The 22,853-nt window shown below is 65.4% G+C and carries 26 protein-coding genes; 10 read left to right on the forward strand and 16 right to left on the reverse strand.

Annotation, left to right across the window (positions count from 1 at the left end):
• Window positions 1-36: 36 nt before the first annotated feature.
• The 6 genes from ACWUI7_RS04555 to ACWUI7_RS04580 all read left to right on the forward strand — a co-directional run bounded on the left by ACWUI7_RS04555 (window position 37) and on the right by ACWUI7_RS04580 (window position 4,315).
• Complete coding sequence (locus tag ACWUI7_RS04555) at window positions 37-1,110, forward strand: metal ABC transporter substrate-binding protein (RefSeq protein WP_496641020.1); 1,074 nt, start codon at window positions 37-39, stop codon at window positions 1,108-1,110.
• Window positions 1,111-1,178: 68 nt separating this feature from the next.
• Complete coding sequence (locus ACWUI7_RS04560; RefSeq protein ID WP_496641022.1) at window positions 1,179-1,919, forward strand: metal ABC transporter ATP-binding protein; 741 nt, start codon at window positions 1,179-1,181, stop codon at window positions 1,917-1,919.
• Window positions 1,919-2,956, forward strand: coding sequence for a metal ABC transporter permease (locus ACWUI7_RS04565; protein WP_496641023.1), 1,038 nt, complete (start codon window positions 1,919-1,921; stop codon window positions 2,954-2,956). The genes ACWUI7_RS04560 and ACWUI7_RS04565 overlap by 1 nt, the downstream gene beginning before the upstream one ends.
• A gap of 99 nt (window positions 2,957-3,055) precedes the next feature.
• Window positions 3,056-3,340: a DUF7545 family protein gene (locus ACWUI7_RS04570; protein WP_496641024.1), complete on the forward strand. Its 285-nt coding sequence runs from the start codon at window positions 3,056-3,058 to the stop codon at window positions 3,338-3,340.
• A gap of 54 nt (window positions 3,341-3,394) precedes the next feature.
• Window positions 3,395-3,829, forward strand: a complete 435-nt coding sequence (locus ACWUI7_RS04575) for a thiol-disulfide oxidoreductase DCC family protein (RefSeq protein WP_496641026.1) — start codon at window positions 3,395-3,397, stop codon at window positions 3,827-3,829.
• 3 nt (window positions 3,830-3,832) lie between these two features.
• Window positions 3,833-4,315, forward strand: a complete 483-nt coding sequence (locus ACWUI7_RS04580) for a GIY-YIG nuclease family protein (protein ID WP_496641027.1) — start codon at window positions 3,833-3,835, stop codon at window positions 4,313-4,315.
• 24 nt (window positions 4,316-4,339) lie between these two features.
• On the opposite strand, the gene ACWUI7_RS04585 is transcribed toward ACWUI7_RS04580, so the two are convergent.
• Window positions 4,340-4,858, reverse strand: a complete 519-nt coding sequence (locus tag ACWUI7_RS04585; protein ID WP_496641028.1) for an acyl-CoA thioesterase — start codon at window positions 4,856-4,858, stop codon at window positions 4,340-4,342.
• A 70-nt stretch (window positions 4,859-4,928) separates the two neighbouring features.
• A complete protein-coding gene (locus tag ACWUI7_RS04590) occupies window positions 4,929-5,381 on the reverse strand; it encodes a bifunctional nuclease family protein (RefSeq protein WP_496641030.1) in 453 nt (150 codons plus the stop codon).
• Between the two features lie 141 nt (window positions 5,382-5,522).
• On the opposite strand from ACWUI7_RS04590, the gene ACWUI7_RS04595 reads away from it, so the two are divergent.
• The 3 genes from ACWUI7_RS04595 (at window position 5,523) to purM (ending at window position 8,982) form a co-directional block, all read left to right on the forward strand.
• Window positions 5,523-7,259 (forward strand): TraB/GumN family protein, encoded by a 1,737-nt coding sequence (locus tag ACWUI7_RS04595; protein WP_496641032.1) that lies wholly within the window; start codon window positions 5,523-5,525, stop codon window positions 7,257-7,259.
• On the forward strand, window positions 7,256-7,930 hold the full coding sequence (locus ACWUI7_RS04600) for a metalloprotease (RefSeq protein WP_496641103.1): 675 nt from the start codon (window positions 7,256-7,258) through the stop codon (window positions 7,928-7,930). The genes ACWUI7_RS04595 and ACWUI7_RS04600 overlap by 4 nt, the downstream gene beginning before the upstream one ends.
• Before the next feature lie 68 nt (window positions 7,931-7,998).
• On the forward strand, window positions 7,999-8,982 hold the full coding sequence (purM, locus tag ACWUI7_RS04605) for a phosphoribosylformylglycinamidine cyclo-ligase (RefSeq protein ID WP_496641034.1): 984 nt from the start codon (window positions 7,999-8,001) through the stop codon (window positions 8,980-8,982).
• A gap of 444 nt (window positions 8,983-9,426) precedes the next feature.
• Here purM and ACWUI7_RS04610 read toward each other — a convergent pair whose 3' ends face one another.
• The 3 genes from ACWUI7_RS04610 to ACWUI7_RS04620 all read right to left on the reverse strand — a co-directional run bounded on the left by ACWUI7_RS04610 (window position 9,427) and on the right by ACWUI7_RS04620 (window position 11,919).
• Window positions 9,427-9,723 (reverse strand): DUF6360 family protein, encoded by a 297-nt coding sequence (locus ACWUI7_RS04610; protein ID WP_496641036.1) that lies wholly within the window; start codon window positions 9,721-9,723, stop codon window positions 9,427-9,429.
• Between the two features lie 28 nt (window positions 9,724-9,751).
• Window positions 9,752-11,521 carry a nitrite/sulfite reductase gene (locus ACWUI7_RS04615; RefSeq protein WP_496641037.1) on the reverse strand — a complete coding sequence of 590 codons (1,770 nt, stop codon included), beginning with the start codon at window positions 11,519-11,521 and terminating at the stop codon, window positions 9,752-9,754.
• A gap of 62 nt (window positions 11,522-11,583) precedes the next feature.
• A complete protein-coding gene (locus ACWUI7_RS04620; RefSeq protein WP_496641039.1) occupies window positions 11,584-11,919 on the reverse strand; it encodes a DUF8134 family protein in 336 nt (111 codons plus the stop codon).
• A gap of 333 nt (window positions 11,920-12,252) precedes the next feature.
• Here ACWUI7_RS04620 and ACWUI7_RS04625 point away from each other — a divergent pair, with 333 nt between their 5' ends.
• Window positions 12,253-12,402 (forward strand): DUF8595 family protein, encoded by a 150-nt coding sequence (locus tag ACWUI7_RS04625; protein ID WP_496641041.1) that lies wholly within the window; start codon window positions 12,253-12,255, stop codon window positions 12,400-12,402.
• A gap of 33 nt (window positions 12,403-12,435) precedes the next feature.
• Here the strand turns inward: ACWUI7_RS04625 and ACWUI7_RS04630 are convergent, their stop codons facing one another.
• The 11 genes from ACWUI7_RS04630 to ACWUI7_RS04680 form a co-directional block, all read right to left on the reverse strand.
• The gene (locus ACWUI7_RS04630) at window positions 12,436-12,975 is read right to left on the reverse strand and encodes a CBS domain-containing protein (protein WP_496641043.1); all 540 of its coding nucleotides are present in this window, start codon (window positions 12,973-12,975) and stop codon (window positions 12,436-12,438) included.
• 95 nt (window positions 12,976-13,070) lie between these two features.
• Window positions 13,071-13,439 (reverse strand): DUF555 domain-containing protein, encoded by a 369-nt coding sequence (locus ACWUI7_RS04635; protein ID WP_496641044.1) that lies wholly within the window; start codon window positions 13,437-13,439, stop codon window positions 13,071-13,073.
• A 50-nt stretch (window positions 13,440-13,489) separates the two neighbouring features.
• The gene (locus ACWUI7_RS04640) at window positions 13,490-14,482 is read right to left on the reverse strand and encodes an isocitrate/isopropylmalate family dehydrogenase (protein ID WP_496641045.1); all 993 of its coding nucleotides are present in this window, start codon (window positions 14,480-14,482) and stop codon (window positions 13,490-13,492) included.
• A gap of 50 nt (window positions 14,483-14,532) precedes the next feature.
• Window positions 14,533-15,138, reverse strand: coding sequence for a 3-isopropylmalate dehydratase small subunit (gene leuD, locus ACWUI7_RS04645; protein ID WP_496641046.1), 606 nt, complete (start codon window positions 15,136-15,138; stop codon window positions 14,533-14,535).
• On the reverse strand, window positions 15,138-16,598 hold the full coding sequence (gene leuC, locus ACWUI7_RS04650) for a 3-isopropylmalate dehydratase large subunit (protein ID WP_496641047.1): 1,461 nt from the start codon (window positions 16,596-16,598) through the stop codon (window positions 15,138-15,140). The genes leuD and leuC overlap by 1 nt, the downstream gene beginning before the upstream one ends.
• 46 nt (window positions 16,599-16,644) lie before the next feature.
• Complete coding sequence (ilvC, locus tag ACWUI7_RS04655) at window positions 16,645-17,700, reverse strand: ketol-acid reductoisomerase (RefSeq protein WP_496641048.1); 1,056 nt, start codon at window positions 17,698-17,700, stop codon at window positions 16,645-16,647.
• Between the two features lie 2 nt (window positions 17,701-17,702).
• Window positions 17,703-18,347 (reverse strand): acetolactate synthase small subunit, encoded by a 645-nt coding sequence (ilvN, locus tag ACWUI7_RS04660; protein WP_496641049.1) that lies wholly within the window; start codon window positions 18,345-18,347, stop codon window positions 17,703-17,705.
• Window positions 18,344-20,179, reverse strand: coding sequence for a biosynthetic-type acetolactate synthase large subunit (gene ilvB, locus ACWUI7_RS04665; RefSeq protein WP_496641050.1), 1,836 nt, complete (start codon window positions 20,177-20,179; stop codon window positions 18,344-18,346). Before ilvB ends, ilvN begins: the two co-directional genes overlap by 4 nt.
• A 400-nt stretch (window positions 20,180-20,579) precedes the next feature.
• The gene (locus ACWUI7_RS04670) at window positions 20,580-21,761 is read right to left on the reverse strand and encodes a LeuA family protein (RefSeq protein WP_496641104.1); all 1,182 of its coding nucleotides are present in this window, start codon (window positions 21,759-21,761) and stop codon (window positions 20,580-20,582) included.
• A 117-nt stretch (window positions 21,762-21,878) separates the two neighbouring features.
• Window positions 21,879-22,175, reverse strand: coding sequence for a DUF7111 family protein (locus ACWUI7_RS04675; RefSeq protein ID WP_496641051.1), 297 nt, complete (start codon window positions 22,173-22,175; stop codon window positions 21,879-21,881).
• 57 nt (window positions 22,176-22,232) lie between these two features.
• Window positions 22,233-22,775, reverse strand: a complete 543-nt coding sequence (locus ACWUI7_RS04680) for a carboxymuconolactone decarboxylase family protein (protein WP_496641052.1) — start codon at window positions 22,773-22,775, stop codon at window positions 22,233-22,235.
• Window positions 22,776-22,853 lie beyond the last annotated feature (78 nt).

The raw sequence follows: 22,853 nt of genomic DNA on the forward strand, positions 1-22,853 counted from the left end.
ATAGGACTTATGTATTAATCGGACGTAGGGTGGTGTATGGCACACTCACGACGTGCGGTGTTGAAGCGTGGAACGGCACTCGTCACAGCGGGCACGGCGGCCTCGATGGCCGGCTGCACGGGAGACGCAACCAGTAGTGGAAGGGCCACAGACGGTGGGTTTGAAGCGGGCTACGCCGCCTTCTTCACCCTGCACGACTGGGCGAACCAGGTCGCTGGCGACCGCGTCGCGTTCACCGACCCCGTTGACGTCGGACAGCTCGGTCACGGATGGGAGCCGGACGGTGACCTGATCGCCGACGTCGCCGCCACCGACGCCTTTGTGTACCTCGACAGTCCGGAGTTCGCGTGGGCCCAAGACGTGGCGTCGACACTCGAAGCCGACTATGACGAGGTCGCGGTCGTCGACGCGCTCGCTGGTGTCGAAGACGACCTCTTGGCGTGGGACCACGACCACGGAGCCGAAGGCGAGCACGATAGCGCCGAAGTGGACGATCACAGTGAGGAGGACGAACACGACCACGCAGAAGAGGACGACCACGCCGAGGACGAACACGACCACGGCGGCACCGCACAGTACGACCCCCACGCGTGGGTCGACCCTGTCCTCGCGGGCGACATGGTCGACACAATCGCCGACGGACTCGGCGCTGCTGACCCAGACAATGCGGAGGCATACACCGACAACGCCGCCGCATACATCGACTCAATCGATTCGGTTCACGAGGCGTTCGAGCAGATAGCGACGAATGCGACGCAAGACGTCGCGGTGCTCGCCGGGCACAACTCGTTTCAGTACCTTGAGGCGCGCTACGACTTCCGTCTCCACTCGCCCGTCGGCGTCTCACCACAGAACGAACCCAGCGGCACTCAAATCGCCGATACGATCGCGCTAGTCGACAACGAGGGCATCGACACGATCCTCTACGACCGCTTCGAGTCCCCACGGCTCGCCGAGACGATCGTCGAGAACAGCGACGCGACCCAGACGATGGCCGTGTCACCGGCTGGCGGCACGATAGCCGAGTGGAACGACGCGGGCTACGGATATCTTGAGCAGATGACCGAGATCAACGTCCCAGCGTTCGAGCAGGCGTTCGGCGCACAGTGAGCCGCGCCGAGCCGCGCCCGCGGAGTAAAAGAGCTAAACGTTCGGACGCAAGATCACACACGAACACCGTGCCACCAGTGGTCGAGATCAGCGACGTCACGTTCGCGTACGGCGACACAGCCGCCGTGAGAGACGTCTCACTGACCGTTGAGGCCGGCGATTTCTTAGGTCTCGTCGGCCCGAACGGCTCCGGTAAGACGACGCTTTTACACCTCATGCTCGGGCTGTTGACGCCCGACGAGGGAACAGTCGAACTCTTCGGTGAGCCGGTCGACGCGTTCGACGACGGCGGGCGGATCGGCTACGTCTCACAGAAGGCGACAAGTCAGGGCGGGACGATGCCCGTCACCGTCCGCGAGTGCGTCACCATGGGGCGGTACGCCCACGTTGGCCGCGGCCGACTCACAGACGCTGATCGCGACGCCGTCGACGACGCGCTCAAGACGGTCGGTATTGCCGATCTCGCCGGGCGAATGCTCTCCGAGCTCTCGGGCGGACAGAAACAGCGCGCGTACATCGCTCGCGCGCTGGCGAGCGACGCGGACCTGTTGGCACTCGACGAACCGACGGTCGGAGTTGACGCTGAGTCACGAGATGCGTTTTACGCACTGCTCGACGGCCTCAACGACGATGGCATCACGATCGTCCTCATCGAACACGACATCGGTGTCGTCACCGACCGCGCGAGCCGCGTCGCCTGTATCAACACCGAGCTGTACCACCACGGCGACACGGCGTCGTTCGTCGAGAGCGACGCGCTCGCCGAGGCGTACGGCACGACCGGCCAGGTCGTCCACCACCACCACTGATGAGGTCCGTCACGTCCGCCGAACCCGCCGATCGTCGCCGAGCCGTCCAAGTCGCCGGTATCGGAGTGACGGCACTGCTCGCCGCCGGGATGCTAGGATTTCTCGTCCTGTACTGGGCCCAAGATCTGCCTGTCGCGAGAGAACTCTACGCCGGATTTCGCGCGGCTGGACGCGGCGCGGACGCAGCACTCGGAACCAACGTGTTTCGGCACCCCTTCATGTGGCAGTCGCTGTCGACGGGGGTGCTCGTTGGCGTCGTGGCCCCACTTGTCGGCATCTTCTTAGTTCACCGGGAGATGGCCCTCATCGGTGAAACACTCGCACACACCGCCTTTGCGGGCGTCGCGGTGGGGCTATTGTTGACATCGACGACTGGCTGGAGTGGGTCGCTTTTGCTCGTCGCGTTGGTGGTCGCTATCGCCGGCGCACTCGGTGTGCAGTGGCTCACGGAGCACACCGACGCGTACGGTGATGTCCCCATTGCGATCATGTTGAGCGGGAGTTTCGCCGTGGGGACGCTGATCATCAGCTACGGTAGAGGGTTGACCGGGATCAACGTCGAAGGGTACCTCTTCGGGAACCTCGCGGTCGTCACCGTCGAGGGCGCACGCCTCATGGGGGTGCTCTCGATCGTCGTCGTCGCCGCGATTCTGCTCACGTACAAGCCGCTGCTGTTCATCACCTTCGACGAGCAGGCCGCTCGGGTCGCCCAGCTCAACGTCACCGGCTACAACGCGCTGTTGGTCGTATTGACTGCTGTTGTCGTTGTTGGCGCGATGCAGGTGCTCGGTGTCATCCTCGTCGCGGCGATGCTCGTCGTCCCCGTCGCGGCCGCCTCACAGGTAGCCCGAAGCTTCCGCGAGGCGACGCGTCTCTCCGTGCTCATTGGCCAGCTGTCGGTGCTCGGCGGCTTCGCGCTGGCGATTCGACTCGGCCTGCCGACGGGTGGCTCGATCGTCGTGGTCGCGATCAGCATCTATCTCGGGGCCATCGCGCTCGCCGGGTCGTCGATCCGGGCGATCTCGACGCACGGGTGAGGTCCATCACCCGTTTCGGGCCCACACGCGACGGTCACACCTCACCGCCGGTCGTCGCGGTTCCCACAGAGCCTTATGTCGTGGTCTCGACGGTCGGGTATGGGAGACACAGAGACCTACACCGTCACCGCGCCGGACGGCACTGAAGAGTCGTTCGACCTACCAGCAGGCCTCGTCGACGTGCTCAGCGAGCAGGGCGAGCCGTCGACCCGGGTCGTCAGCGACGTCATCGTCCAAGCGATGGCACAACAAGCGCACGTCATTGCTCACCACAGCGAAGGTGAGGTTCCAGCCGACATCGCAGAGATGAGTGAGACGGCCGCCGATCTCTTCGAGGAGCGCTTCGGTCAGTCACTCGAGGACGTTCTCGGTCACTCACACTGACGGCGCAACGTCCCCAGCCGACGGCTTAAGACGGTCCAGGGCGTAGCATACAATATGAGTGAGACGACGGACGCGCCGGTGTTGATCTTCGACGGCGACTGTCCGTACTGTTCGATCGCTGCGGTCGCGCTCCAACGGTTAGAGGGCGTCGAGGCGGTCCCGTGGGAGGCCGAGCCGGTGGGACCGTTCCTCGAGGCGCAGTTCGGTGACCGACCGTTCGCGATGGTGCTCGTCGATCCTCGCGAGCGACGCGTGTACGCCGGTCGATCAGCGGCCGAAGAACTCGCGACGCGAGCTGGCACCCCAGGTATCGTCGGCGGACTCGTCCGTGACAACTACGACCGAATTGCCGACGTCGTCGGGACGCTCTCCGGGCGTGGGCGTGACCCCGCAGACGTCCACGACACCTATCCGCTCGATCCGCGGGCGGGAGACTTGATTGACGAGCTCCGCGCTGCTGCCAGCGATGCCCCCGTGCCGACTGTGTGATTCGTGCGCGACGAACCCGTGTCGACGACGTCGGCCCGACAGCGCGACGCCGGTGGCACCTACACGCTCCTCATCGACCTTCCCGCGACGACGACGGTGACCGTCGGTGCGCTCGGCACGCATCGCCTGTCGGCAGGCGCGTACGCCTACACCGGGAGCGCCCTCGGACCGGGCGGGTTCGCGCGGGTCACACGCCACCGCCGGACGGCCCGCAACGACCACGACGTCCGTCACTGGCACATCGACTCACTTCTCGGTGACACACCGGCGACGATAGACCGCGTCTACTACGCTCCTAGGGCCGACGTCGAATGTGCGGTGGCCGACCGACTCCCAGCGGGACCGGTCGACGGATTCGGCGCCTCCGACTGTGGCTGTGGGAGCCACCTAGCCGGTCCCGAACCAATCGAGTCGCTCCGAGAGCGCGCCAGGCGCGCATACGACGCTGAGGCGGCGACGGTCGACGCCTCGACGGACGGACGATAGCGCGACCGGTCGCGTCTCGTGCCGTCACAGTCCGTGTCGCGCACACACCTGCTCGAGCTGTTCGAGCCGTGCGTCGAGTGCGCGATCACGTCGCGCCGCCTCTTCGTCACTGGGACACACGAGCGACGGCACCGGTGTCGGCCGTCCGTCGTCGTCGAGCGCGACGAACGTCAGGTACGAACTCGTCGTCTGGCGGTGCTCCCCGGTTCGCGGGTCGGCCGCCTGTACCTCGACGGTGACGTCGAGGCTCGTCCGACCGGTGTCGAACACGAACCCCTCGATCGTGGCTACCTCGCCGACCTCAATCGGCGCGATGAAGTCGACGTGCTCCATGGAGGCCGTCACCACCTGCTGTCCGGCGAATCGCATGGCTGCGATGGCCCCACAGACGTCCATCCAGTGGAGCACCGTCCCGCCGAGCGCCCGCCCGAGAGAGTTCGTGTCGTCCGGTAAGAGGAGTTCCGTCATCTCCGTGTGGGAGACGGCGAGCCGTTCGGTGTCACTCGATGTCGCGGGTCCTGCAGACGTGGTCGTCTCGTCCATACGGTCGGTCCGTTCGAGCCCCACTTGAACGCGTGGCTCTCGGCCGCTCGGTCGCGATGGGGTCGACAGGTCAGGGTCCACCTCGGGTTCCATCATCAAATTGGATCGACTCGGGCGGCTGTCCGGCCTCGTCGACCACGTCGCCGGCGACCACCACCGGACACTCGACCCGGACGGCGAGCGCGATGGCGTCGGACGGGCGCGCGTCGAAGACGTATCGTTCCGGCTCGCCGGCGTCGTACCGCTCGACGTCGACTTTCGCGTAGAACGTGCCGTCGGCGAGGTCGTCGATCCGAACCTGGTCTATCGCGCCGCCGAACTCGGTGAGGACGTCGACGAGCAGGTCGTGCGTCAGGGGGCGATCGAACGGCTCGTCCTCGAGAACCGTCGCGATCGACCGAGCCTGGTCGCCGCTGACGAAGATTGGAAGATACTCCTCTCGGACGCTGAGGACGACCGTCGGGACGTCACCGCCGGGCGCGGAGCCCGCCCCGACTCCGACGACCTCGGCTTCGTGATCCATACCGGTAATTCGCGAGGACAGCTTGAATAGCTGTCCCCGAGCCCGTGTCCCGCTCACGGTGACAGCCGGTCGTCCGTGGGCCCCACGTATCGCACACGGCGACGACAAAGTTGAAACGCGGTGACGAAGTACATCTGTGTGATGACAGAGACGCCAGGCGGGGCGACCGGTGTCGATACCACCCCCGCAGCGACCGCCGCCGACGAGTCGGCCGACGGCTCGGTGACGGTCGTCGGAACTGCCCACGTCTCGTCGCGCTCCGCCGAGGAGGTCGAAGCGACGATCGAACGAGAGCGTCCCGACGTCGTCGCCGTCGAGCTTGACGAGGGACGCTACCGGCGGCTCAACGGCGAGACCCCCGACAACCTCGACGCCGGCGACCTCTTGCGTGGAAACACCGTCTTCCAGTTTCTCGCCTACTGGATCCTCTCGTACGTCCAGACACAACTCGGAGACCGGTTCGACATCGAGCCCGGAGCAGACATGAACGCTGCCGTCGAGACCGCCGAGGGACTCGGGATCGACATCGCATTAGTTGACCGCAACATTCAGACCACGATCCAGCGCTTCTGGGCTCGGATGACGGTCATGGAGAAGCTTCGAATGGTGGGTGGGCTCGCATTCGGGGCGACAGACCCCCGTGTCGTCGGGATAACCGCCGGGGTGCTCATCGGGCTCGTCGCTGGACCGCTTATCGGACTCTTCGGCGGCTCGATCGGTATCACGACCGGGATGTTGACGAGCGTGACCGCTGGCGTGGCCGCGGCGATCCTCACGGGCGTACTCGTCGACCAGGTCGGGAAAGCCGCATTATCGCCGGATGGACGGCTCTACGCCGCCGCGGCGCTCGGGCCACTCACGGGCCTCTTCGTCGCACTCAGTGGTGTCGCCGACGGAGCCGTCGCGGCGACCGTTGGCGATCTCACGGTCCGTGCGGTCGGCAGCCTCGGCATCGGCCTCACCGCTGGGCTCTCGATCGGCCTCGCCGCCGTCGCCGTCCTCGGTGCGTTCGGTCGGCTGGACCAGCCGTCTGCAGGCCCGGCGGACGGTATCGAAGAACTCGATCTTGATACGCTCACCGACACCGACGTGGTGACGATGATGATAGACGAGTTCCGTCGGTTCTCACCCGGCGGCGCCGAAGCGCTCATCGACGAACGCGACGCGTTTATCGCCCGTCGACTCGTCGCGCTCAGAGACGCCGGCAACGACGTCGTCGCGGTCGTCGGCGCGGGCCACCGAGCAGGCATCGAACGGTACCTCGAGACGCCAGAGGCCCTTCCGCCCGAGTCGTCGCTCGTGGGAACCGCAGGGTCACGAGGGGTTCCTTGGAAGCGCGTCGTTGGATACGGGATCACCGTGGCGTTCGTCGGGTTTTTCGTCCTACTCGCGATGGCCGGCGTTCGAAACGGGTTCCTGCTCCGGTTGTTCGGTGCGTGGTTCCTGATCAACGGTGTCTTCGCGTTCGGCTTCGCGAAGGCCGCTGGTGCGCGATGGTCGTCTGCGGGCGTCGGCGGCGCCGTCGCCTGGATGACGTCGATCAATCCGCTTCTCGCACCAGGGTGGTTCACGGGATACGTGGAACTGCGACACCTTACCGTGAACGTCGCCGACATCGAGCGGCTCAACGGCCTGCTTTCGGACGAATCACAGTCGCCTGGTGAGCTCATCTCGCGCATGCTCGATGTCCCGTTGTTCCGGCTCATCGTGGTCGTCGCGATGACGAACGTCGGCAGCATCGTTGCGAGCCTCCTGTTTGCCGTCTACGTGCTGCCGGCGATGTTCGGCGCCGAAGTCGGGAGCGTCGACGAGGTGACGCGACTCATGGTCGATGGAGCACGAAACAGCGTCGAGCTGTTGCAGGGGCTCTTGGGATAACTGTGTCGGCTATCATGCGAGGCCGACAGATCGGCAACCTCTATTTTAGCGGCACGGAAATTCGTGACCTCCTCGTCGCCTGGGTCGCGCTCGGCGTCGCGTTCGCGATCTTTTTCGTCGGTGGTGCGGCCGGTATCGATCGGATCGTCGCCGCCGGCGTGGTCCTCCCACTCGTGGTCAGTTTGGTGACCGCAGGGAGTGGATTTCTGTTTCACGAGGTGGCACACAAGGCTGTCGCGGTGCGCTACGACCAGGTCGCCGAGTTCCGCGCCGACCGCGGGATGTTGTTTCTCGCGGTGATGAGCGCACTCCTTGGATTCATCTTTGCGGCACCAGGTGCGGTGTACCATCGCGGGCGGGTGACACCCGGCGAGCAGGCCCGGATCGCACTTGCTGGCCCGGCGGTCAACACGGCTCTGCTCGCCGTGTTCGTTCCGGTGTTCTTCGTTGGTGGTGTACTCGGCAACGAGATCGTCACGCTCGTCGGCGAGCGCGGGGTGGCGATAAACGTCTTCCTCGCCGCGTTCAACCTGATCCCGTACGGGCCGCTCGACGGTCGGACCGTCTACCGGTGGCGGCGTCTCGTGTGGGTGGTGACGTTCGTCCCCGCGGCACTGTTGACCGGGCTCTTGGTCTTCGTCTTCGGACTCGGATTCAGTGGACCGTTCTGAGTACCAGCGGCCGATACCCCCGCTCGGCCAAACGGTGTCCTTTTGCTCCGCCGGGTCACGACAGGCGTATGACCGAAGAGGACGCAGAAGAACTCACCTACGCGGACGCAGGCGTCGATATCGACGCGAGCGAGGCGGCGACCGCGGCGCTTATCGGCGCCGTCGGCGAGAGCGCGGGCGACTACGCGGGCCTCCTTGACATCGGCGACCGGTATCTCGCGTTGGCGACCGACGGGGTCGGTACGAAGCTTCTCGTCGCGGATGCGCTCGAAGACTACTCGACGGTCGGGATCGACTGCGTCGCGATGAACGTCAACGACCTCGTCGCCGCCGGGATTCGACCCGTCGCGTTCGTCGACTATCTCGCTGTCGACGAACCAGACGAGACGTTCGCCGAGCAGGTCGGCGAGGGGCTTTCGCGCGGCGCCGAGCTCGCCGACATGGAACTCGTCGGCGGCGAGACCGCGGTGATGCCGGAGGTAATCAACGGGCTCGATCTGGCGGGGACCTGCGCGGGGCTCGCCGCGAAAGACGCCGTCTTCGACGGCGCGGCGCAGCCGGGCGACGCGCTGGTCGGGTGGGAGTCGTCGGGGATCCACTCGAACGGGCTCACGCTCGCGCGTGAGGCCGTGACGCGCGAGCACGCGTACACCGACCCGTGTCCGTTCGAGGGGTACGAGACGGTCGGTGAGGCACTCTTAGAGCCGACGCGGATCTACACCGACCTGCTCAACCCGATGCGCGCACACGATGTCCGCGCCGCGGCACACATCACTGGTGGGGGATGGACGAACCTGACGCGGCTGGGCACTCACCGATACGTCGTGGAAGACCCATTCGACGCACAGCCGATCTTCGAGTTCGTCCAGCGCGTAGGGAGCGTCTCCGACGAGGAGATGCACCGGACGTTCAACACCGGAACCGGGTTCGTCGCGGCCCTCGATCCGAATGTAGCTGGGTCGCTGGCTGCGGAGACAGACGGGCGCGTGATCGGGCGGGTTGAGGAGAGCGACGACGAGGGGAGCGTCGCGATTCGCGGAATGGAGTTATAACTGGTCACCGTCGATAGCGCTCTCGATCGCTTATAAATACGTAGCTTCGGCTCGACGGCGAGTACTTCCAAAGCCTTCGCTCATTTATAACTCATCGATGCGGAATCGACGGTGAACACCCCCAAAGCCCCAGCCGCTCGATTATAAGTGGCTGCTGACGGATCGACGGTGAACACCCCCAAAGCCCCAGCCGCGAGGACGCCGAACGCTCGCTGCGCTCCTCACTCGTCGCTCACTCCGTTCGCTCCGTCGCTGCGGTGCTTACGTCGCCTGCGGCGTCCTCGCGGCTGCCCCTTTGAATCCCACCCGCCAGCAACCGCACGGCACCTCACGCCTCCCCAGCCTCGTCGGCCGCCCTCCGCTTCGCTCCGGCCGGCCGACTCCCTCACGCGGGCGACTCGCGGCCGATGGCCGCTCGTCGGCACGCGCCACCGCACCGTTCATTTATAAAGAGTCGTCGCCGTTTCGCGCGGCTTCGACGCGGTCCGCCGTCGACTCCAGCGCCTCGGCGAGCGTCCGGGCCTGCGCGGGCGACAGGTCGATCTCGTCGGCGTGGGCGGGGAGGTCGTCGACCGACGTGTCGTCGAGTTCGACCTGGAGTGTCACCTGTTCGGGCGCCTCGCGTGGCGCGGTGACGTTCACGACGCCCGGCGCGTCGGCCTCGAACTCGTGGGCGCGGACCCGGCCGTCGACGAGATCGAGGGTCGTGTAGGCGTTCACGCGGAGCAGTCGGTTACTCATCGCGTCCCTCGGCTCAGACCCCGCATCGTCAGTCGTCTGCCGGCGTCGCCGGCGCGTCCTCCATCGCGTCGTTCTCGGCGTACGGGTACCACGTGCGTTTCGTGTTGTGCATCATCGGGTCCTCGTAGTCGGTCTCTTCGGGCTCTACGAGGGCGTCGAGGTCGTCGTCGTCGTGGCGGGCGACAAAGGCGCGGAACGACTCGCCCGCGTCGCGCTCGGCCGCGAAGCTGTCGATCAGGTTCGCGATCGCGCCGGGCACCTCGTCGACGGGGACCCGCTGGGTGACCCACCGGGCGAACTGGGGGTCTTCGCCGAGCCCGCCGCCGAGCCCCACGTCGAGCGCCTCGACCGGGTCGCCGTCCTTGCGGGTCTTCATCCCGCGCAGGCTCACGTCGGCGATCTGCGGCTGCGCGCACGAGGCCGTACACCCGGAGAGGTGGATGTGGAACTCCTCGACGTCGTCGGGAAGGTCGACGTTCCCCTTGAGCCAGCGCGCGAACCGGACCTGCCGGTTCTTCGTCTCGACTATCGACAGCGAGCAGAATTCGGTACCGGTACACGCGACGGAGCCGCGCATGAACGGCGAGGGGAAAGGCGAGTAATGCTCTAAGAGGGGCTCGTCGAGGAGCTCGTCGAGCGCGTCGTCCGGCACGTCGGTGACGATGACGTTCTGGCGCTGCGAGAGCCGGACCTCGCCGGAGCCGTACGTCTCGGCGAGGTCGGCTAGCTCGAGCACGTCGGCCGCGCCCATCCGCCCGACGAGCACGTTCAGCCCGACGAAGTTCCGCCCGTCGCGCTGGTCGTGGACGCCGATCAGATCGTTGCGCTCGCCCGCGCCCGTATTGTAGGTGTACTCCTCGCGGACGTCGCGCCCGGCCGTCTGAAGCTCGAAGTCGACGTACTCCTCCTGAAGCGTCTCGCGGACCTCCGCTGCGCCCCACTCGTCGACGAGGAACTTCACGCGGGCGTTGTACCGGTCCTCGCGGTCGCCGTGGTCGCGGAACAGCGCGGAGAGCCCCCCGGCCACGTCGGGGACGCGCTCCGGGGGCACCCAGACGTCGATGTCGCGGGCGAGCCGCGGCTCGTTGCGCGCGAGCCCGCCGCCGACGCGGACGTTGAAGCCGACGGCATCCTCGGTCGTTTCGCCCTCTCCGTCCCCGCCGACTGCTTTGTACGCGGGCTCAAAGGCGAGGTCGTTGATGTCGCCCTGTCCGGAGCCGTCGGCGGAGCCAGTCACGGAGACCTTCCACTTTCGCGGGAGGTTTGCGTGGTCGTCGTTCCCCTTGAACGTCTCGTTGAGCTCGCGGATTACGGGCCAGGCGTCGATCACCTCCTCTGCGTCTTTGCCGGCGACCGGATTCCCGACGATATTCCGCCAGGAGTCCCCGCAAGCTTGCTGGGTCGAGAGGCCGTTTGCTTCGAGTTTCTCGAAGACTGCCGGCACGTCAGACAGTTCGATCCAGTGGAGTTGGATCGACTGCCGGGTGGTGAAGTCGGCGTACGACTCGCCGAAGATCGGGTTCGCCCCCGGTCCACGAGCGTACTCGTCAGCGATCTCCCCGACGACGCGAAGCTGGCCCGGTTCAAGGACGCCGTTCGGGGTGCCGATCCGTAACATGAAATATCCCTCCTGTCCGTTCCGCTGGTGGTACAGCCCCCACCATTTGAAGCGCTCGAACCACGCGTCCCGCTCGTCGTCCGGGATCGAGTCGAACCCCGCTTCCGCGAATTCGAACAGGTGGTCGCGGACCTCGCGCCCGTACGCCTCCGATTTCCAGTTTTCGACATCCGTTGGCATCGACTTCCGGTACTCCCGGTATCCACATAGGCGGCCGCGTAGAGTCAACCTTCCCCGCTGCTTCAGCGATCCGGCACGTGTTGCCGCGACGAATCACCCCGAGCGGACCGAACTGCAGCGCGGGCGAGTTCGGTGAACTCACCCCCGTGTACCCGCCCGACGGGAATCCAGCCGGTGACTCCTTCGCCCCCGCACGCGATACACTGACCGTGGACCCGCGCCTCCACATTCGAGCCGTCGACGCCGACCGACTGGAAGTTCTCGACGACCAGATCCGCAAGCGCACACTGACAGAAATCCGGCGCGTTGAGCCGCCACAGTTCACTGACGCGCACTTCGCGGCTGTCGTCGATAGAGATCCACGCCCCGTCGTCGAGCACGCGCAATCGAGTGGTCACACCTCGCGTTCGTCCGCCACACGGCAGTGACTGCCGGTGTGTGCAAGCCCCGTCGACGTCGATGACGCAGATTGTGTGCGAAAACCACGAGACTGCGAGCCGATACGCACCCGCGTACCGCGACACAGATGGCTGCGATACTGGCCGCTACTGGTGAGTAGTGGTTCGATTTACTGCGGTAGGTCCGCTTATTGATACCCCTACGATACAGTCATCGATGACAGAATCAGCGCGCGAGAGCACGACGCTCCGATCAGAGTCGCCCGACGTACCGTACGAACACACCTCAGCCGACGTTGCACCCGAGTTGTTCGACGGGTTTACAGAGAGCCGATGACAGACGAGCGAACAGAGACAGAACCAACAGAGACGGAGCCAGAAGCGGGCGACGAAGAAGACGACACGGGACACCTCGGCGACCTCCCCGACGGCGCCGGCTGCACGGAGATCTGGGAGCACATCTCGGACAATCGCGACGAGTGACGCTGGCGGTGACCGTCGCGTACGCGACACCCGCTAGGAGAGGTACGCGGCGATATCCGCTTCGGTGATAATCCCAACCGTCTCGCCGCCGTCGGTCACCATCACAGCCGTGTAGTGGTCAAGCAGGTTCCGCACCTCGTCTACCGTTGCGCCGGCACCGACCGTCGGGAACGACTCGCTCATCACCTCACTCACCGGGTGGGTCCCGACCTTCTCGCCCGCGTGAACGACGTCGCCTTGACTGATCGAGCCGACGGGGACGCCGTTTTGTAACACCGGCAGCTGTGAGTACGCCTCACGCTCCATCAGGTCGACCGCATCGCGTACGGCGTCGTCGGGGGCGACGCTGATCACGGTCTCGTTCATCAGATCGGCGGCACGAACCACCTCACCCTCTGCCTCTTGGAGGGCGTTCACGATCCGGCGGAGCGTCGAGAGCCGTGGGTCGACGTCGCCGCCTTCGATCCGTGCGATGAGTGGCTGGGAGACACCGGCGGAGTCGGCGAGCTCACTCTGGGTAAGCTCAAGCGACGTCCGTCGTTCTCTGAGGTCCTGTGGCGTGGGAAGTTGCATGGGTCTAATTACCAATAGTTATTCGAAAAGCTTTCGCCACCACACGCGACCACGTCGACTGCCGGCTCACAGGCAGCGTCGACCGACGATACAGCCTACTGGCCGTCGTCTTCGTCGTCTGCTTCGGTCTCGACCACGTCGATGACCTCGAGCGGGACGTCCCGCAGTGCACCACCGACCTCGCTCTTTGCGATCCGCTCTGCGTGTTCTTCGCTGTCGGCGTTGAACACGTCGATCTCGAGGAGGAGCCCGACCAGCGCCGTATTCGCTGCGAGGAAAGCCGCGTCGAACGGCTCCCCACAGGCCGGACAGCCAGTGACGCCGGGTTCGACCTCGACGTACTGCTTGTCCGTCTCGTTGAGTCGCTTTCCGGCCTCACTGACCGCGACGCCGATGGCGTCGTCGGTCTCTTCGACGTCACGGACCAACCAGGCGGCTTCCATCGCGACTGCGTAGTTGCTCATACATCACGGAACGCGCCGCAGGGTTTCACCTCTTGTGGTTTGCCGGGGCCTCAGAGTTCCTCGATGATCGCCGTCGTTACGGCCTCGGTCGTCGCGTCACCGCCAAGGTCGCCGGTCCGTGGGCCGTCTGCGAGGACCGACTCAACCGCAGCCCGCACCCGCTGTCCGTCGGTACTATAGCCGAGATACTCGAGAAGCATCGCCGCCGAGAGTATCGCGGCGGTCGGATTCGCGACACCCTCGCCGGCGATGTCCGGTGCTGTCCCGTGGACCGGCTCGAACAACGCGTTGTCGTGGCCCACATTCGCCGATGGTAACAGCCCGAGGCCCCCGACCAACCCCGCAGCGAGATCAGAGAGCACGTCACCAGCGAGGTTCGGACAGACGATAACGCCGTACTGTGTCGGGTCAAGTGGTAGCTTCGTCGCAAACGCGTCCATCAGCTCTTCGTCGGCGTCGACGCCGTGTGCATCGGCAACCTCGAGGGCGGTCTCGCGGAATCGACCGTCGGTCTCTCGCATCACGTTCGCCTTGTGCACGACGGTGAAGGCCTCATGTCCCGCCGGGCCGCGTCCGTCCGCGACGAACTCGCAGGCATACTCAGCGAGTTCACGCGACGCCGACGACGTGACGACCCGCGTCAGCGTCGACAAATCCTCACTGAGCCGATCCTCGTGACCGGCGTACACGCCCTCGGTGTTCTCGCGTAAGAACACCACGTCCGTCTCGGGGCGAAGGGCGTCCACGCCGGGGTACGCCCGCGCTGGGCGGACGTTCACGAACGAGTCGACGGCGTCCCGAAGCGGCAAGATGACGTCTGCAGCCGTCTCGCCGGCGGCACCGAACAGCGTTGCGTCCGCCTCGGCGGCCAGATCGTACGTTTTCGTCGGCAGCGCCCGGCCGGTTTCCTCTCGCACGGCGTCGCCTGCTGCAGCCGAGACGAACGTGAACTCCCGGTCGAGTGCGCGTAACACCTCGATAGCCGCGGGAATCACTTCCTGGCCGATGCCGTCGCCTTCGATGACCGCGATTCGGTCGCTCATGCGATGACTCCACCCGACGCCGAAAAGAGGATGTCGATGTCGAGACCGGCTCAGTCGTCGCTCTCGACGTACGGAAGGTCGGCGACCGTCTCGTCGACCTTACTGCGGTTCGAGTACATGAGTGCGGTCGTGTCCCAGATGCCGTCCACGAGTGCCTCCTGCATCGATCCGTCGATGTCGACGTCGATCGTGGTGTCGCCGTACGTCACCGTCGCCGCCTCGACGTCGATGTCGATCTCGCCGTCGGGGTTCGCTTCGATCCACTCCTGTAGGTCGGTCACCGTCTCGTGGTCTGCGGTCACCGCTGGAATGCCGAGCGACTTGCAGTTGTCGCGGAAGATCTCCGCGTACGACTCGCCGACGACCCCGTCGACGCCCCAGCGCATCATCGCCTGTGGGGCGTGTTCACGCGAGGAGCCACAGCCGAAGTTCGAGTTCACGACGGCGATCGACGCGCCCTCGAACCGATTGAGCGGGTGGTCGTTGTACTCGCCGTCGGCGTCCCGTCGCGCGTCATAAAAGAGGTAGTCGGCCATGTTGTCGAAGGTGACCTCTTTCATGAACTTCGCGGGGAGGATCTGGTCGGTGTCGACGTCGTCGCCGGGGATCGGAACGCCGGTGCCAGAGACCGCAGTGATGTGCTGGTCGTCGCTCATCAGTCTGCCACCTCCTCGACGCCGCCCGCGCCACCGGTTGGTCCGTCTCCGAGGTACTCGCGGGAATCCGTGACTGCACCCTCGACGGCCGCGGCCGCAACCATTGCGGGACTCATCAGGACAGTCCGTCCTTCTTTTGAACCCTGCCGGCCGACGAAGTTCCGGTTCGACGATGACGCACACACCTCGTCGCCCTCGAGCATGTCGTCGTTCATCGCGAGACACATCGAACATCCGGCGCGCCGCCACTGGAAGCCAGCGTTGATGAACGTCTCGTCTATCCCGCGCGCCTCACACTCTTTTCGGACCGTCTCGGAGCCGGGGACCGCGAGCGCCCGCACGCCATCGTCGACCGTGTGCCCTTCGAGCACCGCAGCCGCCTCCTCGAAGTCCGAGACCCGACCGTTCGTACACGTGCCGAGGAACGCCACGTCGACCTCGTAGCCGAGCATCGACTGGCCGGGTTCGATCTCCATGTGTTCGAGCGCCGACGCCGCAGCCTCGCGGTCGGTCCGCGCCTCGAACGACGACGGCTCCGGCACCGGATCCGATATCTCGATGACCTGGCCGGGGTTGATCCCCCACGTCACGAGCGGGTCGATGCCACCTGCGTCGACGGTGACGACGTCGTCGTACTCGGCGTCGTCGTCGGAGGCGATCGACTCCCAGTAGGCTTTCAGCTCCTCGAACGCTTCTCCATCCGGAACGTACTCGCGCCCCTCAAGATACTCGAAGGTCGTCTCGTCCGGGTTGATGTAGCCCGCGCGGGCCCCCCCCTCGATCGACATGTTACACACCGCAAGTCGACCCTCCATGTCGAGCGCCTCGATAGCCGGGCCGCCGTACTCGTAGACGTGGCCGACCCCGCCGTCGACGCCAAGGTCTTGGATCACTTTCAAGATGATGTCTTTGGCGTAGACGCCCTCACCGAGTTCGCCTTCGATCTCGATCCGTCGAACCCGTTGTTTGTCCGCGGCGATACACCCCGTCGCGAGGACGTCGCGGATCTGGCTCGTGCCGATCCCGACGCCGATCGAGCCGAACGCGCCGTGTGTCGCGGTGTGGCTGTCACCACACGCGACGGTCATACCAGGCTGTGAGAGTCCCAGTTCGGGTGCGACTACGTGGGTGATCCCCTGCTTGCCCGACTCGAAGTCGAAGAACGTAATCCCGTTTTCGTCGGTGTTCGACTCGAGTGCCGAGAGCATCTTCTCTGCTTGGTCGTCGACTAACGGCCGCTCGCGCTTTTCGGCTTCCGTCGGGGCGATGTGATCGGTAGTCGCGAACGTCTGATCCGGGTACGCCACGTCAAGGTCGCGCTCGCGAAGCATCCCGAACGCCTGCGGGCTCGTCACCTCGTGGACGAGGTGGAGGCCGATGAACAGCTGATCCTGGCCGTTCGGCAGCTCCGTCACCTTGTGGTTCTCCCACACCGTGTCGTACAGCGTTCCCTCGCTCATCGGTTCCCCCCCGCGTTGCGTACGGCGTTCGTCGGTTTGTCAGTCATCACGCCTTCACCTCGGTCGGCTCCTCTTCGCTTTCGTCCGACTCCTGCCACGAGAAGAGCCCGCGCAACTCCTCGCCGACGGCCTCGATCTCGTGGTTCTTTTCTGCAGTCCGTAGCTGGGTGTACGACGGCCGACCCGCCTGATTCTCTGCGATCCACTCGCGAGCGAACTCCCCGTTCTGGACCTTCTCGAGGACCTGTTCCATGTTCTCGCGGGCGTGCTCATCGACGACGACGTCGCCTTGGGTGAGCCCGCCGTACTCGGCGGTATCAGAGACCGAATCCCACATGCCGCCGAGCCCATCCTCGTACATCAGGTCGACGATGAGTTTGAGTTCGTTGAGACACTCGAAGTACGCCATCTCTGGAGAGTAGCCGGCGTCGACGAGCGTCTCGTAGCCTTGTTTGACGAGTGCGGTGACGCCACCGCACAGGACCGCCTGTTCGCCGAAGAGGTCTGTCTCTGTCTCCTCGCGGAATGACGTCTCAACCACGCCGGCGCGGGTACAGCCGATCGCGGCCGCGTACGCGAGCCCCTCTGTGCGGGCGTCGCCGGTCGCGTCCTGGTACACAGCGAGGAGTCCCGGCGTCCCCTCGTCGTTCTCGTAGTTCCGTCGGACGAGGTGCCCCGGTGACTTCGGCGCAACCATCGTCACGTCAACGTCTTCGGGCGGCTGGATCTGGTTGTAGTGGATGTTGAATCCGTGAGCAAACTGGAGCGTGTCGCCCGCCTCGAGGTTCGGCTCGATCGCGTTCTCGTAGACATCCGGCTGGACGGTGTCCGGGACCAGTACACTCACGATGTCGGCGTCTGCGACGGCGTCGGCTGGCGTCTCCACCCGGAGTCCGTCGCTCTCGGCGGCCTCGCGCGAGGAACTGTCTTCGCGGAGCCCGACGATGACGTCGATCCCGCTGTCGGCGAGGTTCTGTGCATGTGCGTGTCCCTGCGAGCCGTAGCCGAGAACGGCCACGGTCTTCCCGGCGAGCGCCTCGGGGTCGGCGTCTGCGTCGTAGTATACTGTCGAATCGAACGGTTGTGAGTCGTCTGCTGTCATGATTACTTGGTGGTTGGGGTCGTCGGTTCGCCGGCCGTGGCGGGCTTTTCTCCGGGTGCCGTGGGGATGTTCCCCCGGGCGAGTGCCGTCTGACCGGTCCGGGCGATCTCGACGATCCCGAACTGGCCGAACGCGTCGATCGCGTCGTCTATCTTCGACTCATCACCGGTCAGCTGAACGGTGATCGTCTCTGGACCGGCATCGAGCGTCTGTCCGTCGTACATCTCGGCGACCGCGTGGACTTTGTCAGGCTCGTCTCCAGTGACCTTGAGTAAGACCAGCTCCGAGGTGACCGCGTCGCCGGACACCTCTCCCACCGAGATGACGGGTTTGAGTTTTGCCATTTGTTTTTCGATCTGGTCGATACCGGGGTCGGTCTCTTCGACGACCATCGTGATCCGCGAGTGGCCGTCGACGGTCGTCGGCCCCACGGTCAGGCTCTCGATGTTGAACTGTCGCCGTGAGACGAGTCCCGAGACACGCGCGAGCACGCCGGGCTCGTCTTCGACCAGCGCCGAGATGACCGCGCGTCGCACGTCGTGTTCCGCCTCAACGACCGGGTCGATACGGTGGCCTTCGAGGTTCCGTCGACCCTCGGGGTGCGGCCGCTCGTCTGGGCCCGGACCAGTCATTCCCTCGCCGCTCATAGCTGGTCCTCCGAGAGGGCAAACTGTCCGTTCGCGCCACCGCTTGGCACCATCGGCAACACGTTTTCTTCGGGGTCGACATGGAAGTCGATCACAGCCGGGCCATCGTACGCGAGAGCCTCCTCGACCGCCGGCGCAACCTCGTCGTAGCCGTCGACCCGGATCCCGAGCGCGCCGAACGCCTCAGCGAGTTTGTCGAACTCAGGCATCCAGTTGTACTCCGACGCCATGTGCCGGCCCTCGAAGAACGCGTCCTGCCACTGTCGAACCATCCCGATGTACTCGTTGTTCAGCACCGCGACGGTGATATTCAGGTTCTCGCGCACTGCGACCGAAATTTCTTGCATCGTCATCAACAGCGAGCCGTCGCCGTCGAAGCAGATCACATCACGGTCGGGTTCGTCCATCGCATCGGCGGCCATCCGCGCACCGATTGCTGCTGGAAGCCCGTAGCCCATCGTTCCGAGCCCGTGTGAGGAGACCCACGTTCGCGGCTCCGTATACGTCCAGAACTGCGAGGCCCACATCTGGTGTTGGCCGACGCCCGTCGTGACGATCGTGTCGTCATCAGTCGCCTCGTCGAACGCCTCGACAACGAACTGCGGCTTGAGCGGCTCGTCTTCGGGCGCTGCGTACGTCATCGGGTACGTTTCTTTCCACTTCTGACACTGCTCGCGCCAGTCGTCGGCGTCTGGGGTGGTGTCGATCGCCGCACCGAGCTGCTCGAGCACGGTCGCCGCGTCCCCAACAAGCGGGTAATCGGCGTACACGTTCTTCGATATCTCCGCTGGGTCGATATCAACGTGGACGACCTCGGCTTCCGGCGCGAACGTATCGACGCCACCGGTCAGCCGGTCGTCGAAGCGGGTGCCCACCGCGACGAGACAGTCGGTGTGGGTTATCGCCATGTTGGCGTATCCCGTACCGTGCATCCCGGCCCACGACAGACAGAGCTCGTCGTCTTCGGGGAACGACCCGATACCCGGCATTGTCGTCACGACTGGGATTTCGTACGTGCGCGCGAACTCGCGCGCTGCTTCGCTCGCTTCGCCTTTGATCACGCCGCCGCCGAACAGGCAGACCGGCTTATCTGCCGACTCGATCGCACGTGCGGCGGCTTCGACGGCGTCGGCTCGCGCGCTCGGGTCGGGGTCCGTCCCGGCAGGCGCCTCGGCGTCGCCCGGTTCCTCGTCCGTCTCGTCGAGTGTGACGTCTTTCGGGAGGTCGACGAGCGTCGGGCCAGGTCGGCCGACCGACGAGAGCGCGAACGCCTCACCGACGACGTCACCGACCGAGTCGGCGTCGCTCGCGAAGTAGTTGTGTTTCGTGACGGGGCGGGTGACGCCGACGGTGTCGGTTTCCTGAAACGCGTCGTTGCCGACGAAATCCGTTGGCACCTGGCCGGTCAACGCCAGCATCGCGTCGGAGTCCATGTCGGCGTCGGCGATGCCAGTGACGAGGTTCGTCGCTCCCGGACCCGAGGTCGCCAGACAGAGCCCGGGCTCGCCGGCGACCACGCCGTACGCGTTCGCGGCGTGTGCGGCGCCCTGTTCGTGGGCCATCATAACGTGCCGGATGGACGAGTTATATAGCGCGTCGTAAACGGGCATGATCGCCCCTCCTTGCACGCCGAACGCCGTCTCGGCGCCCGCCGACTCGAGGGCGGCGACGACCGACTCCGCGCCGGTCGTCACCGTCTCTATCGGGTCGCCCGTCGGTGGCATCTCCTCGACAGACGGTTCTGCGCCGTCTGTCGGGTCCGGTCCGTCCGTATCGGCCGCCGCGTCGGCGTCCGCATCTTCGTTTCGTGGGTGTGCTGCTGAGTCGCTCATCGTGTGTGGTGTGTTGGTGGTGTCTGCGGTCGAGCGTCGATCGGTTCGAACGAACGGTTGCGCGGTCGGAGCGCGCAGGGACGTCGTCCGACGGTTCGATGTCTCGGGGAGAAAGGGGTGCTGTAGGGGCTCAAACCCCTACAATACGTACAGCGACGGCTCCCGTCTGAGAGGGCGTCTCGGAGTGTCGCCACGAGCGTCGCATTCGATCGCAACTCACACACGCCGCCTATATATCTGTGTCGGAGCGCGGTGTCGATGTGACGCTTCGTCGGCTGGGACCCCGGTAACACCGACAATCCCTCACCGCGAGACAACGGACGACCGAATCGTGCACACCGTTCGCTGGGTACTGGGGTCGACTGCCGCTCGCCGGGCGCGCGTGCCGGCTGCGCGACCATCAGACCCGAACCTCCTCCTCGCGTTCGACACCCGTCTCTCGGGCGAACCGCTCAACGTCGCCGGCCGTCACCTGTCGCTTGCCGGAGCCGTACTCTTTGACCCGCTTCGTAATCGACCGGACCTCGCTGTCCGTCGGGTCGAAGCCGGCCTCCACCAGGTGCTTGCGCACGCTGTGGGTGCCCGTGTGTTTGCCCAGCACGAACTCGCGCTCGGCGCCCACCATCTCCGGAGTCATCACGCCTGTCTCGAACGTGTCGGCGTTCTCGATGACGCCCGCCGCGTGGATGCCCGACTCGTGGGCAAACGCGTTGCGCCCGGTGACGGGTTTGTTTGCCGGGACCGGAATGTCTGAGGCGTCCTCAACGATCCGGGCCAGTTTCGTTATCTGGGTCGTGTCGATGCCGGTGTCGACGCCGTACACCGACTCGACGGCCATGACGACCTCCTCGTAGGCGGCGTTACCGGCGCGCTCACCGATCCCGTTGACCGATACCTGTGCTTGGGCGGCGCCGTTCTCGAACCCGGTGACTGCGTTCGCTGCGGCCATGCCGAAGTCGTCGTGAGTGTGGACGTCGACGCGAGCGTCGGTCGCCTCCACGACGGCTGCGACCGTCTGCCCGAAGCTGGTCGGCATCGCGACGCCGCAGGTGTCTGGGATGTTGATCCAGTCGGTACCGGCCTCGCTGACGGCCTCGACGATCTCGGTGAGATACGCCGGGTCCGTTCGGGTCGCATCCATCGGCGAGAACATACACTCGACGCCCGCGGATTTCACCTGTCCGACGGCGTCGACCGCGCGTGCCTTCGCCTCCCGGCGGGTGGCGTGCATCGAGTCCTCGAGTTGGACGTCGCTCGTCGAGACGAACACGTGGATCATCTCGACGCCGGCGTCGATCGCCGCCTCAATGTCGCCGTCGACGACCCGGGCCAACCCGCAGACCGTCGTATCTGTCGCCGCCGCGATGTCGCTCACGGCTTCGAACTCCGCGTCGGAGTTCACCGGGAACCCAGCCTCGATGACGTGGGTGCCCATATCGTCCAGCGTCGCCGCTATCTCGCGTTTCTCGTCGTAGCTGAACGACGTTCGTGGTGACTGTTCGCCGTCTCGTAACGTCGTATCGAAGATCCGTACAGGACCGATCTCGGTGTTAGAAGCTATCGTGCCCTGGAAGAACTCGATCCGCCGGGGTGTCCGACGAAGCCTCCGTGATGTCTACCATCAGTTTCATGGAATATTGACACCTACTTAAGCGTTTCTGGACGAACCCGGCTGGCGGTTCGTCGTGTGACCGAGACGTCACATTCCCATGTCTGTGGCCGCCTCTGGCACGGGTAGGTCGCGGACGCCGACGGCGAGCCGCTCTGCGGCGTGGTCGAGTGCCATGTCGAATCCGTAGTACCGCTCCAGCTCGTCGCCATCGGGGCCCGTTCGGACCTTCAACATCGCGTATCCATCCTGGTTCTGTGCCACTGTCGCGGTGTGTCCGTCTGCGGAGAACGTCAGGAGCCGCTCGCCGTTCGCCTCCTCGTAGCGGGCAGAAATCCCATCGGCTTCGACGCTCATCTCAGTCGTCGTCTCCGTCGCGTCGGTCATACTCTTCTGTCGAGCCGAACAGAGTCGTATCTGTCGGTCGACGCTCATCGCCTCGTCTCACCGAGGGTCCCACCCGTGGAGCGACTCGTCGGGTTCTAACTCGAGGTCGAATGCACGAATGAGTCCACCGAGTGCAACGTATCCCTGAGCAGTCGCAGCAATACCGACGAGCACGTCGGGGTCGTAATGATCTGCCGCCGCGGCGTGCGTGACCGCATCGACCCGTTCGGTCACGACCGCGCGAACGTACTCGACGAGTGTCCGGTCGGCGGCATCAAGTGCAGAGAGTGGGCCGTCACCGATGGCAGCGATGACCGCGTCGTCGACGCCGACGTCGCGCGCGATCGTTACGTGTTGGTGCCACTCGTAGCGACTCTCGATCGCCGCCGCGGTCGTGAGGATGACGAGTTCGCGCTCGCGCTCGGAGAGACCGCTGTCTCGCCAGAGCGCGCGTAAGAATGCCCGCATCCCCGCGAGCACGGGCGGGTTGTTTCCGAGCGCACGGTACACGTTGAGCGGTTTACCCTGAAGCTCAGAGGACAACAGCGGCTCGTGCTCGTCCGGAACGTCTTCGGGGTCAGCGTACGGAACGCGTGCCATACCCGCGACGCGTGTGCCAGGCAATTAGGGCTGTGTACCCCGGCCCGGATCGCCGGAGGTGTCCGTCCGTACCGAGTA

The organism is Halorubrum orientale, assembly GCF_059623105.1.

Coding starts and splice junctions, on each gene's coding strand:
- ACWUI7_RS04555 (WP_496641020.1), top strand. CDS start 37: ATGGCACACTCACGACGTGCGGTGTTGAAGCGTGGAACGGCACTCGTC.
- ACWUI7_RS04565 (WP_496641023.1), top strand. CDS start 1,919: ATGAGGTCCGTCACGTCCGCCGAACCCGCCGATCGTCGCCGAGCCGTC.
- ACWUI7_RS04570 (WP_496641024.1), top strand. CDS start 3,056: ATGGGAGACACAGAGACCTACACCGTCACCGCGCCGGACGGCACTGAA.
- ACWUI7_RS04575 (WP_496641026.1), top strand. CDS start 3,395: ATGAGTGAGACGACGGACGCGCCGGTGTTGATCTTCGACGGCGACTGT.
- ACWUI7_RS04585 (WP_496641028.1), bottom strand. CDS start 4,858: ATGGACGAGACGACCACGTCTGCAGGACCCGCGACATCGAGTGACACC.
- ACWUI7_RS04590 (WP_496641030.1), bottom strand. CDS start 5,381: ATGGATCACGAAGCCGAGGTCGTCGGAGTCGGGGCGGGCTCCGCGCCC.
- ACWUI7_RS04595 (WP_496641032.1), top strand. CDS start 5,523: ATGACAGAGACGCCAGGCGGGGCGACCGGTGTCGATACCACCCCCGCA.
- purM (WP_496641034.1), top strand. CDS start 7,999: ATGACCGAAGAGGACGCAGAAGAACTCACCTACGCGGACGCAGGCGTC.
- ACWUI7_RS04610 (WP_496641036.1), bottom strand. CDS start 9,723: ATGAGTAACCGACTGCTCCGCGTGAACGCCTACACGACCCTCGATCTC.
- ACWUI7_RS04615 (WP_496641037.1), bottom strand. CDS start 11,521: ATGCCAACGGATGTCGAAAACTGGAAATCGGAGGCGTACGGGCGCGAG.
- ACWUI7_RS04625 (WP_496641041.1), top strand. CDS start 12,253: ATGACAGACGAGCGAACAGAGACAGAACCAACAGAGACGGAGCCAGAA.
- ACWUI7_RS04630 (WP_496641043.1), bottom strand. CDS start 12,975: ATGCAACTTCCCACGCCACAGGACCTCAGAGAACGACGGACGTCGCTT.
- ACWUI7_RS04635 (WP_496641044.1), bottom strand. CDS start 13,439: ATGAGCAACTACGCAGTCGCGATGGAAGCCGCCTGGTTGGTCCGTGAC.
- ACWUI7_RS04640 (WP_496641045.1), bottom strand. CDS start 14,482: ATGAGCGACCGAATCGCGGTCATCGAAGGCGACGGCATCGGCCAGGAA.
- leuD (WP_496641046.1), bottom strand. CDS start 15,138: ATGAGCGACGACCAGCACATCACTGCGGTCTCTGGCACCGGCGTTCCG.
- leuC (WP_496641047.1), bottom strand. CDS start 16,598: ATGAGCGAGGGAACGCTGTACGACACGGTGTGGGAGAACCACAAGGTG.
- ilvC (WP_496641048.1), bottom strand. CDS start 17,700: ATGACAGCAGACGACTCACAACCGTTCGATTCGACAGTATACTACGAC.
- ilvN (WP_496641049.1), bottom strand. CDS start 18,347: ATGAGCGGCGAGGGAATGACTGGTCCGGGCCCAGACGAGCGGCCGCAC.
- ilvB (WP_496641050.1), bottom strand. CDS start 20,179: ATGAGCGACTCAGCAGCACACCCACGAAACGAAGATGCGGACGCCGAC.
- ACWUI7_RS04675 (WP_496641051.1), bottom strand. CDS start 22,175: ATGACCGACGCGACGGAGACGACGACTGAGATGAGCGTCGAAGCCGAT.
- ACWUI7_RS04680 (WP_496641052.1), bottom strand. CDS start 22,775: ATGGCACGCGTTCCGTACGCTGACCCCGAAGACGTTCCGGACGAGCAC.